The following is a 14,766-nucleotide window of genomic DNA, read 5'->3' on the forward strand; positions in this document are numbered from 1 at the left end:
GGGATCGGGGCCGGGGGGATGATCAGGGGGTATCACCCTGCGGCACCGCCGGCGGCGCGGGCAGGTTGGCGTCGGCGCGCAGTTTCCGCACCTGGTCGGCGCTGACGTCGGCGGCGGCCGGGTTGCCGAACTGGCGGCTGACGTAGTTGCTCAGTTCGGCGATCTGCGCGTCGTTCAGCTCTTCGGCGAACGACGGCATCAGGATCTCGCCCTGCCGCATGTCGCGATGCACGCCGTTGAGGATCACCGACACCAGATTTTTGCCGTCGGCGGCGCCGGTGCTGCCGTGGTTGAACAGCGACGGGTAAGCATGGAAGCCGCTGCCCTTGCCGGCGCCGTCCATGCCGTGGCAGGTCGCGCAGTTGCCGCTGAACAGCGTGGCGCCGGTTTGCGGATGCTCGTCGCTGCCGCGCAGCGCAAACACGTCTTGCGACGGGGCGCCCCAGCGATCGCGCGGCCGGGTTTGCCGTTCATCGGCGATGGCCGGCACGCTGCGCAGATACACCGCCATCGCCTGCAGATCGGCGTCCGGCAGGTACTGCAGGCTGTGCTCGACGGCTTCCGCCATCGGGCCCGAGGCCGAAGCGCGCCCCGGCACCTGGCCCGACTTGAGGTAATCGACCAGGTCCTGCTGCGACCAGCTGCCGATGCCGGCGTTGCGGTCCGGCGTGATGTTATAGGCTACCCAGCCGCCGAGATCGCCGCCGGCGAACGCCTTGTCCTGGTCCATGCCCATGGTCAGCGTGCGCGGCGTATGGCAGGTGCCGCAGTGCGCCAGCGCCTCCACCAGGTAGCGGCCCTGGTTCCACTGGGCGCTCTGCGTCGCATCCGGCCGCAGTTCGCCAGGCGTGAAGTTGAACCATTTCCAGAAGCGCATGCCCCAGCGCTGGTTGAACGGGAAGGCGAGATCGGTTTGCGGCGTGGCCTGGGCCACCGCCGGCTGCGCCAGCAGGTAGGCCTTGATCGCCAGCACGTCTGCACGGCTCATTTTGGTGAAGGCGTCATACGGCATCGCCGGATACAGCTGTTGGCCGTCTTTGCCAACGCCGTCGCGCACCGCGGCGACAAATTCGTCGTCGCTCCAGCCGCCGATGCCGTACTGTTTATCGGCGGAGATGTTGGTGCCGTAAATCACGCCGAACGGCGTGCTGACCGGGTAGCCGCCGCCGAACGCCGGGCCGCCGGGGGCGGTATGGCAGGCGGTGCAGTCGGCGGCGCGCGCCAGGTATTCGCCGCGTTTGATCAGCTCGGCGCCGCTTTGCGCCCACAGTTGGCCGCTGACCAGCAGCGGCAACAGCGCCAGTAAGGTCTTTTTCACGCCATGCCTCCTTTCAGGCTGTCCAGTACCCGATCGGCCATGTGCAACGCCAGCGCCACTCCGGTCAGGGTGGAGTTGACGGTGGAGGCGGAAGGCATGACGCCGGTGCCGGCGATGAACAGGTTAGGGTGGTCGTGGCTGCGGCAGTCGCCGTCCACTACCGAGTCGCGGCCATCGGCGCCCATGATCATGGTGCCGGTGATATGCTGGTTGTTGTCGTAGACGCCGCGTTTGCTGTAGGCCGCTTCGGTGCCGCCCATCTGTTTGACGATGCGCTGGAAATCGATCATCGACTGGTCATAGCCGCGGTGCACGTATTCGGGGAATTTGTAATACACCTCCAGCTTGGGAATGCCCCAGGCGTCTTTTTCGGTCTTGCTCAGCTGCACGCGGTTTTCCGGCTCCGGCAGCATTTCCAGCAGGCACTTCAGCAGCACGTAACGTTCGGCCTGAAACGCCAGCTTGTCGTTCAGCGCCTTGCCGTAATAGCCCTGGCGGATCAGCCGTTCGGTGAGGTAACGCACCGGCGAGGTATTGGCCACGTCGACCCGCAGCGCCGAGCGTTCGGCGCGGAAGGCGCCGTCGCGCAGGTTGTTGATGCTGCCGGGGCGCATCGGCCCGCGGCCGAACCAGACCGGTTCGTCGGCGTAGAACTCCACCGAGCTGCCGGGATGGTCCATCAGGTTGCGGCCCACCATGCCGGAGCCGTTGGCGATGCCGTTCGGGTAACGTTCGCTGCTGGACAGCAGCAGGATTTTCGGGCTTTCGATGCCGTTGGCGGTCAGCACGAAGCGTTTGCCGGTGACCCGGTGGCTGGCCTTGTTGCGGTCGAGATAGTGCACCGCCACGATATTGCCCCGGCCGTCGGCCTCGATGCGGTGCACCACCGCATTGGCCAGGATGCGCACCCCGGCCGCCAGCGCCTTGCGGGCCGAAATGCCGCCGTGATACTGGGCGTCTATCGGGCACACCGGCATGCAGTTGTTATTGCCGCAGCAGGCCGGGCGGCCGTCGTAGGGCACGCTGTTGCGCGCCTGCGGGCCGATGCCCACTTCATAGCCCAGGCCGGCGACGCGCTGTTTCAGCCGTTCGAAGCCGTAAGGCAACGGAATGCCCGGCAGCGGATACGGGCGCGAACGCGGCGAATCCAGGCTGCTGTCGCCGGAAACGCCCATCTGGTATTCCGCCTCGCAGTAGTAAGGTTCCAGCTGCTCATAGCCGATCGGCCAGTCGCGCCCGACGCCGTACAGGGTTTTCATCCGCATGTCGTTCGGCAGCAGACGGAACGCCTGCCCGGCCCAGTGCCAGGTGGTGCCGCCCACGCCGCGCAGATACTGGGCGCGGTAGGGATCCGGCCCCTTTTGGATCAGATAGTCGTTATCGCTCGGCACAAACTTCGGCTGCGGCGCCCAGGGCTCGGGCGGGAAGGGTTCGGTGAAATCCCCTTTGAACGGCGAATTGCGGAACCGCTCGACCGCCTCATCGCGCTTGATCTCCGGCCCGGATTCCAGCATCAGCACCGAGGCGCCGGCCTGCGCCATTTTCAACGCCGCCAGGGAACCGGCGATGCCGGCGCCGATCACCACGATATCGGCACTTAATGAATCAGACATGCGCGTTCTCCTTGCGGGGCGGTTGCGTCCAGAAATTGGGCTCGCCGGGGCAGTAGCTCGGCGGCGTCAGGGAGTCGCGCACCAGCTGATAGCTGACGATGTTTTCAAAGGCGATGCAGGTCGGTTTGGCCGGATCGCCGACCACGCCGAGATACCAGCCGCTCATCAGCGCCTCGTACAGGTCGGCGAGGCGTTCCGGCTGTTGTTCAATCAGCGCATGCAAGGCTTCGCCGCGCAGATCGGCATGCCGAGCCAGCAGCTCGCCAAGCAGGGTTATCTGATGTTCAAGCCGTGGAAACAGCGGCTGCAACGCGGCGTGCAGCCGCTGCGCCAGCCGCGGGTCCGGCAGCGGAATGCCGGTCAGCAGACGGGAAATGGCCAAAAAATTTTCCGGCATGGCGGCCGGTTGCGGCAGGGCGAAAGCGATGCGGCCCAGCAGGCTCTGGCCGACGGCGCCAGCCGCCAACAGGCCCGCCGAGCCGAGCACCAGCCGGCGGCGAGAAAGCGTGATCATAAGGGAGGGTTCCTTGAGCTGAGTAGTCAGTCCGTGGTTATTTCAGCGCTCCGGCTGCGGTGGCGGACGCCTGGTTGTCGATCTCCTGCTTCGGCGTGCTGACGCCGATCGCGCCGACCACTTCACCGTTCAGCGTCAGCGGGTAACCGCCGCCCAGCGCGACCGCGTGCGGAATGCTCAGCACGGTGGTTTCGCCGCCCTGCAGGCGCTGCATAAATTTCAGCGAAGGGGTGCGATACAGCGCCGAGGTGCGCGCTTTGCCGATCGAGGCGTCGACGCAGCCGGGGGGCGCGCCATCGAAGCGCTGAAAGGCCAGCAGGCGGCCGGCGCTATCGACCACCGCCGCACAGCCGGTGCTGTTTTGCGCTTTCAGGCTGGATTGCACGCTGGCGATCGCCTGGTTGGCCTGGGCGTTGTCCAACTGCGGGTGCAGGGCGGCTGCGGCATGGCCGCTGGCCAGCGCCAGCAAGGCTGCGGCGCTCAGAGGGATGAGATGTTTCATGCGTTGTTTTTCCAGTGCAAAGGGAAGCCAGGCTTCCCCGGAGTGATATTATAATTAGCTTGCTATGAATCGTTTGGTACAAAATACGCAGTTGCAGAGTTGTTAACAACGGTTTGCGTATGAAAAATTATGGTTTTTTTGATGTTAATCACCGGGCGGGTAAATTTTGTTCAGCGCCGTCTGCCAAACGAAAGGCGTCAGTTGCGAATAGGCGATATTTTGCGCCCGCATGGCGTCAACCAGCCCCTGCTGCGTTTCGACGCTGGCCAGGCTCTGGTGGGGTTCTACCCCGACGTCGCGCAGGGTCTGCACCACCTCGCGCATCTCTTCGGCCCGCCGCTTGCCGTGTTCCGCCACCCGGCTGATCAGGTAGTGGGGGAGCTTTTCGTCCCAGCCGAGCGACGGGAAGCTGGCGTGCAGCGACGCCAGCACCGGCTGCTCCACGCCGTAGCGCTGGGCGGCGCGCAGACATTCGGTGGTCAGCGCCTCCAACCCTTTGATCATTACGCTGCGGCACATTTTGATCGCCGAGGCTTCACCGACGCCGGTGCTGTAGACCTGGCTGTTGAACCCTAGCGCATTCAGCCGCGCGCCGATTTCCGCCGCATCGGCACCGCCCAGCAGCAGCGGGGTTTTAAGGCGTTGCGGCGGCACCGGCGCCATCACCGCCACGTCGATATAACCGGCGCCGCCGGCGGTCACCGCCTCCGCGGCGGCGCGTTTGGTATTGGGCGCGACGGAGTTGAGATCCAGCCAGGTTTGGCCCGCCCGCAGCAGCGGCGCGCACCGTTGCGCCACCGCCAGCGCGTTGGCGGCGGTGACGGCGGAAAACACCAGCTCGGCGCCTTCCAGCGCCTGCGGGAGCGAAGAGGCCAGCCGGGTGCCGCAGGCCGCCGCTTTCTGCGCCATGGCGATCGAAGGCTGGCTGTCATAAGCGCAGACGGCAAGGTGTTGCGCCCGCAGCTCCTGCGCCAGAATGCCGCCCACTTCGCCGAAGCCGATCAGCGTCACTGAAGGTAGAGTCGAGTTCATAAGGTCTCCTGGATTATTCTGGCCATACCGCGCCGGGGATGCAGACCTGGCCGGCAAAAATCAGCCGCGCGCTGCGCAGCAGCCCGGCCCCCTGCAGCGAATCGGCGCCTTCGCGCGCCGGATCGCGCCGCAGGAGCACGCCGAATTCGCCGCTGGGGTGCTCGACGCTCAGGCGCAGTTCGGCGGCGTCGCCAACGCGGGCCAGCCCCTGCGCCACGCTGCCGGGGATCAGGCAGGCGGTGGCGACGCTGACCGCGCCGAGCACGCCGATCGAGGCATGGCAGCGGTGCGGGATGAAGGTTCGGCTGCTGATGGCGCCGCCGTGGCGCGCCTCGGCGATCAGGGTCATTTTCGGTACCGTGCGTTGGCTGACGTCGCCCAGGTTCATCGCCGGCCCGGCCTGCAGGCGAATGCTTTCCAGCCGCGCCTTCAGTTCCGCATCGGCATCCAGCTGCTCGCGGTTTTCGTAGCCGCTGCGGCCCAGATCCGCCGCGCGCACCAGCACCACCGGCATGCCGTTGTCGATACAGGTCGCGGCGACGCCGTCAAAGTTGTCCTGCGGGCGGCCGGTCGGCAGCAGGGCGCCGCAGCTGGAGCCGGCGATGTCGTTGAAGGTCAGCGCGATTTCCGCCGCGCGGCCGGGAACGCCGTCGATCGCCAGCTCGCCGTCGTAGCGCACCTCACCGGCGGGCGTGGCGATGCGCGCCAGCGCGGTCTGGCCGGTGTTCTGCATAAAGATGCGCACTTCGGTCACTGCGCCGCCGGCGCTGACCAGCCCGCGTTCAATGGCGAAGGGGCCGACCGCCGCCAGAATGTTGCCGCAGTTCTGGCCGTAGTCGACCTGCGGCCGATCGACGCCGACCTGAGCGAACAGGTAGTCGACGTCGGCGTCCGGGCGCGCCGAACGCCGAACGATCGCCACCTTGCTGGTCAAAGGATCGGCGCCGCCGAGGCCGTCGATTTGCCGCAGATCCGGCGAACCCATCACCGCCAGCAGCACGGCGTCACGCTGCGCGGGGTCGGCGGGCAAATCGTCGGCGAGGAAGAAGGCGCCTTTTGAGGTGCCGCCGCGCATCAGCAGGCAAGGGATCCGGCGTTGGCGCATATCAATCCTCCAGCAGATCGGCAGAGTCGTAATATTTCAGGCCTTTTTCCGCCAGCCGCGGCCGCATCCGGTAGATATCCAGCCCCAGTTCGCCGTTGGCCATGCGCAGCCGTTTGCTCTCTTCCAATTCCGCGCGTTGGCGGCTGGCCGCCAGCACGTTCTCGGCTTCCGGCTGGCGCACCACCACCACGCCGTCGTCATCGGCGACGATCGCGTCGCCGGGGTAGATAAGCTGCCCGGCGCACACCAGCGGCACGTTGACCGAGCCGAGCGTCTCCTTCACCGTGCCCTGGGCGTAAACCGCCCGTGACCATACCGGGAAGCCCATTTCGCGCAGCGTGCGGGTGTCGCGCACGCCGAGGTCGGCCACCAGGCCGCGCACGCCGCGCGCTTTGAGCGAGGTGGCCAGCAGGTCGCCGAAGTAGCCGTCGCCGCAGGGGGAGGTCGGCGCGACCACCAGAATGTCGCCCGGCCGGCACTGTTCCACCGCCACGTGGAACATCCAGTTATCGCCCGGCGCCACCAGCACCGTCACCGCGCTGCCGGCGATGGCCAGATCTTGCTGGATCGGGCGGATGGCCGGATCCAGCAGCCCTTTGCGGCCCTGCGCCTCATGCACCGTCGCCACGCCGAACGCCGCCAACCCGTCGAGGGTGTTGCCGCCGGCGCGCGGAATGTTGCGGATAACCACGCCTTTTTTGCCGATGATGCTCATGCCAGCTCCCCCGTAACCCGTGGGAAGATGCTTTGATAGCCTTCGCCGTAGATGATGTTTTTGCTGCTGGTGATGCCGACGTTGCGCTTGGCCTGCACGCCGCGCTGTTGGGCGACGCGGGTGTAGTACTCCCACAGGTGTTCCTGGCCGGCCATGCATTGGATGGCCCGGTATTTTTTGTCCCACACCTCGGTGATGTCCAGCAGCACGTCCGGTTTCCACTCGCACTGTTCCGGCTGGTGCGGCTCGAACAGGTAGACCGGCGGCGCGCCGACGATCGGCTCACCCGGCCGGTAGCCTTCGGCCTGGGCGATGATGCGCGCTTCCTGCGTCAGGTGGGTGGCCAGCGGATGGTCGTAGTTATAGGGATCTTTCAGCGAATGCGTCAGCACGAAGTGCGGCTGCACCTGGCGGAACACGTCTGCCAGGCGGAACAGCGCCTCTTTGTCGGCGCGCAGCGGGTAGTCGCCCAGGTCGAAGAATTCGATGCTGGCGCCGAGGATCTCGGCGGCGGCCTGCGCCTCTTCGCGGCGCGAAGCCTTCACCCGTTGCTCGGTCATCTCGCCCTTGCGCCACAGCTTGGCGGATTCGCCGCGTTCGCCAAACGACAGACAGACCACGTGCACCTGATAGCCGAGCCGGCTGTGCAGCGCGATAGCGCCGCCGGCGCGCCAGACAAAGTCGGCGGAATGGGCGCTGACCACCAGGGCGGTTTTTTTCGGGGTTGCATCACTCATTTTCGGATTCCTTCGGTCTCGGGGGTTTACTCCATGCTGGCAGTTCCGGCCGGCGGCGGATAATTCATTTGATTGCAGCAGGTATGCGTTTTATTTATATTGCCAGCAGGCCGAAGCGGAGGGGACAGAATGGAATATGATGAAAGTGAGCTGACAAACCTGATGCAGATCAGGGCATTCAGCCAGGTGGTGACGCAGGGCAGCGTATCGCGCGCCGCCGACGAGCTATTCAGAACTCAGTCGGCCATCACCCGTTCGATCCGCGATTTGGAGCTGCGGCTGGCGGTGCCGCTGTTCGAGCGCCACGCCAGCGGCATGCTGTTGACCGACTTCGGCAAGTGCGTGCTGCCGCGCGCCCGGCGGGCGATAGCCGAGCTGCATCAGATCCCGGCGCTGCTGCAGCGCCTGCAGGGCAAAGGGGCGGCGCGCGGCGACGCCGAGCCGCTGTACCTGTTCAACGTGCGGCGGCTGCAGATTTTTGTCTGCCTGTGCGAAACCCGCCATATGCAAACCGTCGCCACGCTGCTCGGCCTGAGCCAGCCGGCGATCAGCGCCGCGCTGAAGGTGCTGGAAAACGGCGCCGGGGTGGCGCTGCTGGAACGCACGCCGCACGGCATGGTGCCGTCGCTGGCCGGGCGCGAGATCGAGCCCAACGTGCGCCGCGCGCTGAATGAGCTGCAGCACATTCCCGCCGACATCGCCGCGCGTCGCGGGGTGCTGGAAGGGCGGGTGCGGGTCGGCGCGCTGCCGCTGGGCCGTACCCGGCTGCTGCCGCAGGCCATTGTGCAACTGACGTCGCGTTACCCCGGCGTCAGCGTGGTCACCAACGAAAGCGCGTTTGATTCGCTGGCCAGCGAGCTGCGTTCCGGCGATATCGACTTCATCTTCGGCGCGCTGCGCGCCAGCGATTACGCCGCCGACGTTTACAACGAAACGCTGTTTACCGAGGCGATGGTGCTGTTGGCGCGGCGCGGTCATCCGCTGGCGCAGCCGGGCCTGCAGCCAGGACAGCTGAAGGAGGCGCGCTGGGTATTGCCGCGCTCGGCCACGCCGGCGCGGCGTTTGCTGGATGATTGCTTTCTGGCGATGGATATCCCGGCGGCCAACCCGGTGGTGGAAACCGGCGATCTGGCGCTGGTGCGCGGGCTGTTGCTGAATTCCGACATGCTGGCGGCGGTTTCCGCGCACCAGCTGGAGCATGAGTTGGCCTCCGGCGAACTGGTGCGGTTGCCGCTGGCGTTGCCCGATACCGAACGCGCCATCGGGCTGACCTGCCGCACCGGCAGCCTGCATTCACCGGCGGCGCAGGCGCTGATCGACTGCCTGCGCCGGGTCTGCGCCGCTTAGAGCCGCGCGGCCTGCATCAGCGCGTAGCGGTAGCCCTGAATGCCGAAACCGCAGATCACGCCGTGGGCCACGTCGGACAGATAGGAATGGTGGCGAAACGGCTCCCGCTTGTGCACGTTGGTGATGTGCACCTCGAACAGCGGCAGCGCCACTGCCGTGACGGCGTCACGTATCGCCACCGAGGTGTGGGTCCAGGCCGCCGGGTTGATCACCAACGCCTGCGCCTGGCCGCGGGTTTGCTGGATCCAGTCAATCATTTCCCCCTCGTGGTTGGTCTGGCGAAATTCGAGGTTGACCTCCAGTTCGGCGGCGGTGTCGCGGCACAGTTGTTCGATGGTCGAAAGCCGGTCGCGGCCATAGGTTTCCGGTTCGCGGCTACCCAGCAGATTGAGGTTGGGGCCGTTGAGCACGTAAATGGTTTTCATGGTTTTTCTCCGGGTTAGTCGCCAAAGCCAAACAGCCGCTGCGGCGTTTGCCACAAAATCTGTCGACGGGTGGCGGTGTCAGGGAGCAGCTGCTCCGCCAGCATCAGCAGCGTGCCCATATCCATCCGCTCGGTGGCGCGCAGGAATGGCCAGTCCGACCCCCACATGCATTTTTCACCGCCGTAGGCGCTCAACAGCGCCTGCAGGTAAGGGTGGCCGTCGCTGAACGGATAGCGCTGGCGCGAAAATTTCGCCAGGCCCGACAGCTTGACGTAGGTGTGCTCCCGCTGAGCGAGCGACAGCAGCGCCTGAAACGCCGGCTGCCGCAGGCCGGCGCGCACGTCCGGCCGCCCCGAGTGATCGAACAGCAGCCGGGTGCGGCTGCGCGTCAGCAGCGGCATCAGCGCCGGCAGTTGGTCGTCCTGCACCTGAATTTGCGCGTACATGCCCAGCTCCGCCAGGCGGCCCATCAGCGCGTCCAGCTGCAGAAAAGGCTCGACGCCGAGCATCGCCACGTTGAGCGCGATGCCCACCACCCCCTGGGCTTGCAGACAGGCCAGCGTTGGGCTGTCGGCGTCGCGCGGCACCACCGCGATGCCCTTGTGGCGGCCTGCGCCTTCGGCCAGCGCCGCCAACAGATAGCGGTTGTCGGTGTTGTAGGCCGAGGTGGGGCCGACGATCAGCGAATGGCGGATGCCGTAGGCCTGCATCACCGCGCGGTAATGCTCGAGCGTGGCCAGCTCGTGGCCCGCCGGGCGATAGCCGCTGTCCGCCGCGTAGGGGAAACGCTGCGGGTCGAAGATGTGATGGTGGCAGTCGATTTTAGGCTGCTCGAAAATGTTCATTTCGCCGCTTTCCCCGCTACCGAATACAGCACCTGCTGATTGCGCGTTTGCTGGAACTCCTCCAGCGTCTGGCCGCGCATCGCCGAATAGATGTGCAGGTTGGAGACGCCGACCACCGCGCCGAGTTTTTCCAGCAGGAAGAAGCTGACGCCGTACTGGATCAGGCCGCGCCAGTCGAGCTCGCGCAGCAGCCGCTGCTCTTCGGCGCTGAGTTGCGCCTCGTCGAACAGCGCCTGTTGCGCGGTGTTGAAGCGCTGGCGCCAGGCCGGCTGGATCAGCCGGTGCAGGAAGCGATTGATGCGGATCGCCTTCAGGCTGCGGGCGTGGGTGAACGGATAGGTGCCCGGCAGCTGCTCCACGCCCGCCAGCTGCAGGTTGATTTTGTCGCGCTGGCGCTGGTGTACGTCAACCGGCGCTTCGCGCGCCTGGTTCTCGAGGATCAACGTGGCGATGCCGGTCATCGACGGCAGGTAATAGGCCTGATGGAGTTTTTCGACGTTGGCCGACAGCGCGCCGCGCATAATCAGCCACATGATCACCTCGGCGCCCTCCAGCCCGCCCAGGGTGGCGTATTCCGCCAGGGTAATTTCGGTCAGACGTTCCGGGTCGTTGACCAGCATGTCGATAAACTGCGCGTCCCATTCCGGGTTGTTGAAGCCGCAGCGTTCGCCGTGCACCTGGTGCGAAACGCCGCCGGTGGCCACCACCGCCACGCTCAGCTCCTCGGGGAAGCTTTCGATCGCCCGGCGCAGCGCCTGGCCGAGTTTAAAACAGCGGCGGGCGGAGGGAATGGGGAACTGCAGCACGCCGACCTGCAGCGGCACCACCTGCATCGGCCAGCCGTCCTGCCACGGCAGCAGGGCGGAAAGCGGCGAAAACAGGCCGTGGTCGAGCGGCTTGTCCTGGAAAAACGACATGTCGAATTCGTCCGCCATCAGGCTGGCGCCGATGTGCTGGGACAGCGCCGCATGGCCCTGAATGGGCGGCAGGTCGCGCGGGCCGCCGCCCTCATCGGCCACCGCATAGCTGTCGTCGATGCCCAGCACGAACGCCGAATAGTGATCGAAGAAAAACGAGGTGACGTGGTCGTTGAACACGTACAGCAGCACGTCGGGCTTTTTCTCTTCCAGCCACTGCCGCATCGGCGCGAAACCGTCAAAAATCGGCGCCCAGGCGCTCTCGTGCTGCTTGTTGTGGTCCACCGCGAAGCCGATGGTCGGGGTGTGAGACACCGCCAGTCCGCCAATGATCTTAGCCATCCTGTACCTCTGTTTGCAAAGAATTACCGGTTGTTCATGGTGCGCGACAGCGCGGGCAAATCGTTGAGCCCGATGCCTTTGACCATTTCCGCCGGGTGCGCTTTCTGATGATTAATGATAGTGATCGCCGCCAGCAACGCCGGGATCGCCAGAATAATGAAAATGCTGGTGGCGCCGGGGAAGACTCCCAGCAGCACGCCGCCCATCGACGAGCTGATGATTGCGCCGCTGCGGCCGATGCCGTGCATCCAGCTGACGCCGGTGGCGCGCATTTCGGTCGGATAAAACGCCGGGGAGAACGCCTGCAGGCCGGTTTGCGCGCCGTTGATGCACACGCCGCTGACGAACACCAGCACCGCCAGCACCGTCGGGCCAAAGCCCCAGATGCCCTGCGACAGCAGGCAGCACATGCCCATCAGGTAGAACAGGCCGATCACCCGTTTGGCGACGAAGCGGTCCATCAGCCCGCCGACCATCAGCCCGCCCAGGGTGCCGCCCAGTTGGAACAGACCGGCGATGATGGCGGCGCGCTCCAGCGAGAAGCCGGCGCCGCGCACGATGGTCGGCAGCCAGCCGTTCAGCAGGTAGATAACGAATAACCCCATAAAGTAGGTCAGCCACAGCACCAGCGTGCCCTTGGCGTAGCCGTTGCTGAACAGCTGCAGCACCCGGGCTTTTTTCGGGATCACCGGCGTTTTCAGCACGAAGGTGGTGCCGGCGCTGAATACCCCGCCGGCGCGGCGCAGGATCTGGGCGATTTTGTCCTTGTGGTGGTTGCGCACCACCATGTACAGCGTCGATTCCGGCAGGATCCAGATCAGCAGCGGCAGCATCAGCAGCGGCATGACGCCGCCGAAGAACAGCACCGCCTTCCAGCCGTAGTGCGGCAGCATGCCGGCGGCGATAAACCCGCCGGCGCCGGAGCCGATGTTGAAGCCGCTGTACATCAGGGTGATCATCAATCCGCGGCGGCGCTCCGGCATGTATTCCGACACCAGCGTCACGCAGTTGGGCATCACCGCGCCCAGCCCCAGGCCGGTAAGAAAGCGCAACAGCGCCATTTCCAGCGGGGTGCGGGCGAAGGTGCTGAGCAGGCTGAACAGCGCGAAGCACAGGATCGACAGCAGCAGCACTTTTTTGCGGCCGAACCGGTCGGAATAGGGGCCGGCGATCAGTGCGCCCAACGCCACGCCGAACATGGCGGCGCCGAGGATCGGGCCCATTTCGGCGCGCGAAATGCCCCAGTCTTCGATCAGCGCAGGCGCAATAAAGCCCATCACCGCGGCGTCATAACCATCGAACATGATGATCGCGAAGCACAGCAGCAGCACCAGCCACTGGTAACCGGAAATGGGGCGGGAGTCGATCCACGCTTTGACGTCGACAATGTTGTGGTTGCTCATCGGGTACGCTCTCTGTTTTTTTTATTAATCTGTGATCGGATTAAAACTTTGGCCGCAGGCCGGAAACGTAAGAAATGAGCGCCAGCGTGTGTCGTTAGAATATTTATATCATTTTATTTATTTAAAACATGGAATTATAAAAATAATTACCGACGGCTCAGCTACCAACTTAGGGACTGTGGCGGCGAGTGTCTGCCGGAAAATGATTAACGAGGTATGAGTTTTGTTTATTTACGGTAGGCGGAAATAAAAAAGGGCGCCATCAGGCGCCCGGATGAAACGGGGGAAGGTTTTACCGCGTGGGGCCGGCGCCGACCAGCTTTTCGCCCGCCGGGGTGACGGTGTATTTGGCGAAGTTGTCGATAAAGCGCTGCGCCAGATCCTGCGCCTTTTCCTGCCACAGCGACTCGTCGGCGTAGGTCTTGCGCGGGTCGAGAATCGACGGATCGACGCCCGGCAGCGCGGTCGGCACTTCCAGGCCGAAGATCGGCAGGGCAAAGGTATCGGCGTTTTCGATTTCCCCGCTCAGGATGGCGTCGATGATGCCGCGGGTATCCTTGATCGAGATGCGTTTGCCGCTGCCGTTCCAGCCGGTGTTCACCAGGTAAGCCTGCGCGCCGGCGGCTTCCATGCGTTTCACCAGCACTTCGGCGTACTGCGTCGGGTGCAGCGTGAGGAACGCCGCGCCGAAGCAGGCGGAGAAGGTTGGCGTCGGCGCGGTGATGCCGCGTTCGGTGCCCGCCAGTTTGGCGGTGAAGCCGGACAGGAAGTGGTATTGGGTCTGTTCCGGCGTCAGGCGCGATACCGGCGGCAGCACGCCGAAGGCGTCGGCGGTGAGGAAGATTATCTTGCGCGCATGGCCGGCTTTCGACACCGGTTTGACGATGTTGTCGATATGGTTGATCGGATAGGACACGCGGGTGTTTTCGGTTTTGCTGGCGTCGTCGAAGTCGATGCTGCCGTCGGCGAGCACGGTGACGTTTTCCAGCAATGCGTCGCGACGGATGGCCTGGTAGATCTCCGGTTCCGCCTGCGGCGACAGCTTGATGGTTTTGGCGTAGCAGCCGCCTTCGAAGTTGAATACGCCGTCGTCGTCCCAGCCGTGTTCGTCGTCGCCGATCAGCTGGCGTTTCGGATCGGTGGACAGGGTGGTTTTGCCGGTGCCGGACAGGCCGAAGAACACCGCCACGTCACCCTGCTCGCCGACGTTGGCCGAGCAGTGCATCGAAGCGATGCCCTGCAGCGGCAGCAGGTAGTTCATGATGGAGAACAGGCCTTTCTTCATTTCGCCGCCGTACCAGGTGCCGCCGATCAGCTGGATGCGCTCGGTCAGGTTGAAGGCGACGAAGTTCTCGGAGTGCAGGCCCTGCCGCTGCCAGTCCGGGTTGGTGCACTTGGCGCCGTTCATCACCACGAAATCCGGCTCGAAATCGGCCAGTTCGGCGTCGGTCGGGCGGATAAACATGTTTTTCACGAAGTGCGCCTGCCAGGCCACCTCGGTGATGAAGCGCACCTTCAGGCGGGTGTCGGCGTTGGCGCCGCAGAAGGCATCGACCACGAACAGGCGTTTGCCGGAAAGCTGATTGCCCACCAGCGTCTTGAGATGTTGCCAGACTTCCGGCGACAGCGGCTGGTTGTCGTTTTTGCCGGTGCCGTTATCGGACCACCACACGGTGTCGCGGGTGGTGTCGTCGCGGACGATGTACTTGTCCTTCGGCGAGCGGCCGGTAAATTCGCCGGTGTCGACGTTGACCGCACCGAGCGCGGTCAGCGTACCGCGTTCCAGCGGCGGCAGATCGGCGCGGGTTTCTTCGGCGAACAGCTGCTCGTAGCTGGGGTTATGGACGATTTCGGCGGCCTGGGAAATGCCGTAGCGGGCAAGGGTTTGTGGGGTAACAGCGCGTGAAGACATATTCTACTTCCTTATTAGTCATATTATGCCTTAAAGCTG

The 14,766-nt window shown here is 64.9% G+C and carries 14 protein-coding genes; 1 reads left to right on the forward strand and 13 read right to left on the reverse strand.

Annotated features, from left to right (window positions below; genetic code table 11):
- Window positions 1–22: 22 nt before the first annotated feature.
- The 8 genes from CKW09_RS10715 to galB form a co-directional block, all read right to left on the reverse strand.
- Window positions 23–1,318 carry a c-type cytochrome gene (locus CKW09_RS10715; protein WP_083950342.1) on the reverse strand — a complete coding sequence of 432 codons (1,296 nt, stop codon included), beginning with the start codon at window positions 1,316–1,318 and terminating at the stop codon, window positions 23–25.
- The gene (locus CKW09_RS10720) at window positions 1,315–2,931 is read right to left on the reverse strand and encodes a GMC family oxidoreductase (RefSeq protein ID WP_061795435.1); all 1,617 of its coding nucleotides are present in this window, start codon (window positions 2,929–2,931) and stop codon (window positions 1,315–1,317) included. The genes CKW09_RS10715 and CKW09_RS10720 overlap by 4 nt, the downstream gene beginning before the upstream one ends.
- Window positions 2,924–3,445 (reverse strand): sugar dehydrogenase complex small subunit, encoded by a 522-nt coding sequence (locus CKW09_RS10725; RefSeq protein WP_061795436.1) that lies wholly within the window; start codon window positions 3,443–3,445, stop codon window positions 2,924–2,926. The genes CKW09_RS10720 and CKW09_RS10725 overlap by 8 nt, the downstream gene beginning before the upstream one ends.
- Before the next feature lie 37 nt (window positions 3,446–3,482).
- Window positions 3,483–3,947: a GlcG/HbpS family heme-binding protein gene (locus CKW09_RS10730; RefSeq protein WP_095097182.1), complete on the reverse strand. Its 465-nt coding sequence runs from the start codon at window positions 3,945–3,947 to the stop codon at window positions 3,483–3,485.
- Window positions 3,948–4,091: 144 nt separating this feature from the next.
- On the reverse strand, window positions 4,092–4,979 hold the full coding sequence (locus tag CKW09_RS10735) for a DUF1932 domain-containing protein (RefSeq protein ID WP_061795438.1): 888 nt from the start codon (window positions 4,977–4,979) through the stop codon (window positions 4,092–4,094).
- 13 nt (window positions 4,980–4,992) lie between these two features.
- Window positions 4,993–6,084, reverse strand: coding sequence for a 4-oxalomesaconate tautomerase (locus tag CKW09_RS10740; RefSeq protein WP_061795439.1), 1,092 nt, complete (start codon window positions 6,082–6,084; stop codon window positions 4,993–4,995).
- Window position 6,085: 1 nt separating this feature from the next.
- On the reverse strand, window positions 6,086–6,799 hold the full coding sequence (locus CKW09_RS10745) for a 4-carboxy-4-hydroxy-2-oxoadipate aldolase/oxaloacetate decarboxylase (RefSeq protein ID WP_061795440.1): 714 nt from the start codon (window positions 6,797–6,799) through the stop codon (window positions 6,086–6,088).
- On the reverse strand, window positions 6,796–7,536 hold the full coding sequence (galB, locus tag CKW09_RS10750; RefSeq protein ID WP_061795441.1) for a 4-oxalmesaconate hydratase: 741 nt from the start codon (window positions 7,534–7,536) through the stop codon (window positions 6,796–6,798). The genes CKW09_RS10745 and galB overlap by 4 nt, the downstream gene beginning before the upstream one ends.
- Window positions 7,537–7,665: 129 nt before the next feature.
- Between galB and CKW09_RS10755 the strand changes: the two genes are divergently transcribed.
- Window positions 7,666–8,883 carry a LysR family transcriptional regulator gene (locus tag CKW09_RS10755; RefSeq protein WP_061795442.1) on the forward strand — a complete coding sequence of 406 codons (1,218 nt, stop codon included), beginning with the start codon at window positions 7,666–7,668 and terminating at the stop codon, window positions 8,881–8,883.
- On the opposite strand, the gene aroQ is transcribed toward CKW09_RS10755, so the two are convergent.
- The 5 genes from aroQ to pckA form a co-directional block, all read right to left on the reverse strand.
- Window positions 8,880–9,308, reverse strand: coding sequence for a type II 3-dehydroquinate dehydratase (gene aroQ, locus CKW09_RS10760; RefSeq protein ID WP_061795443.1), 429 nt, complete (start codon window positions 9,306–9,308; stop codon window positions 8,880–8,882). The two genes, CKW09_RS10755 and aroQ, sit on opposite strands and share 4 nt — an antisense overlap.
- 14 nt (window positions 9,309–9,322) lie before the next feature.
- Window positions 9,323–10,153: an amidohydrolase family protein gene (locus tag CKW09_RS10765; protein WP_095097185.1), complete on the reverse strand. Its 831-nt coding sequence runs from the start codon at window positions 10,151–10,153 to the stop codon at window positions 9,323–9,325.
- Entirely contained in the window at window positions 10,150–11,412 is a 1,263-nt protein-coding gene (locus CKW09_RS10770) for a gallate dioxygenase (RefSeq protein WP_095097188.1), read from the reverse strand. Before CKW09_RS10770 ends, CKW09_RS10765 begins: the two co-directional genes overlap by 4 nt.
- A 23-nt stretch (window positions 11,413–11,435) precedes the next feature.
- Window positions 11,436–12,815, reverse strand: a complete 1,380-nt coding sequence (locus CKW09_RS10775; protein WP_061795446.1) for an MFS transporter — start codon at window positions 12,813–12,815, stop codon at window positions 11,436–11,438.
- Window positions 12,816–13,107: 292 nt separating this feature from the next.
- The gene (pckA, locus tag CKW09_RS10780) at window positions 13,108–14,727 is read right to left on the reverse strand and encodes a phosphoenolpyruvate carboxykinase (ATP) (RefSeq protein WP_095097191.1); all 1,620 of its coding nucleotides are present in this window, start codon (window positions 14,725–14,727) and stop codon (window positions 13,108–13,110) included.
- Between the last annotated feature and the right edge of the window lie 39 nt (window positions 14,728–14,766).

Source organism: Serratia ficaria, assembly GCF_900187015.1.
Classification (GTDB): domain Bacteria; phylum Pseudomonadota; class Gammaproteobacteria; order Enterobacterales; family Enterobacteriaceae; genus Serratia; species Serratia ficaria.

Bases quoted from the DNA above. Each gene is read 5' to 3' on its own strand.
- CKW09_RS10765 (WP_095097185.1), bottom strand. From the start codon at position 10,153: ATGAACATTTTCGAGCAGCCTAAAATCGACTGCCACCATCACATCTTC.
- galB (WP_061795441.1), bottom strand. From the start codon at position 7,536: ATGAGTGATGCAACCCCGAAAAAAACCGCCCTGGTGGTCAGCGCCCAT.
- CKW09_RS10755 (WP_061795442.1), top strand. From the start codon at position 7,666: ATGGAATATGATGAAAGTGAGCTGACAAACCTGATGCAGATCAGGGCA.
- CKW09_RS10735 (WP_061795438.1), bottom strand. From the start codon at position 4,979: ATGAACTCGACTCTACCTTCAGTGACGCTGATCGGCTTCGGCGAAGTG.
- CKW09_RS10740 (WP_061795439.1), bottom strand. From the start codon at position 6,084: ATGCGCCAACGCCGGATCCCTTGCCTGCTGATGCGCGGCGGCACCTCA.
- CKW09_RS10775 (WP_061795446.1), bottom strand. From the start codon at position 12,815: ATGAGCAACCACAACATTGTCGACGTCAAAGCGTGGATCGACTCCCGC.
- aroQ (WP_061795443.1), bottom strand. From the start codon at position 9,308: ATGAAAACCATTTACGTGCTCAACGGCCCCAACCTCAATCTGCTGGGT.
- pckA (WP_095097191.1), bottom strand. From the start codon at position 14,727: ATGTCTTCACGCGCTGTTACCCCACAAACCCTTGCCCGCTACGGCATT.
- CKW09_RS10745 (WP_061795440.1), bottom strand. From the start codon at position 6,799: ATGAGCATCATCGGCAAAAAAGGCGTGGTTATCCGCAACATTCCGCGC.
- CKW09_RS10730 (WP_095097182.1), bottom strand. From the start codon at position 3,947: ATGAAACATCTCATCCCTCTGAGCGCCGCAGCCTTGCTGGCGCTGGCC.
- CKW09_RS10725 (WP_061795436.1), bottom strand. From the start codon at position 3,445: ATGATCACGCTTTCTCGCCGCCGGCTGGTGCTCGGCTCGGCGGGCCTG.
- CKW09_RS10770 (WP_095097188.1), bottom strand. From the start codon at position 11,412: ATGGCTAAGATCATTGGCGGACTGGCGGTGTCTCACACCCCGACCATC.
- CKW09_RS10720 (WP_061795435.1), bottom strand. From the start codon at position 2,931: ATGTCTGATTCATTAAGTGCCGATATCGTGGTGATCGGCGCCGGCATC.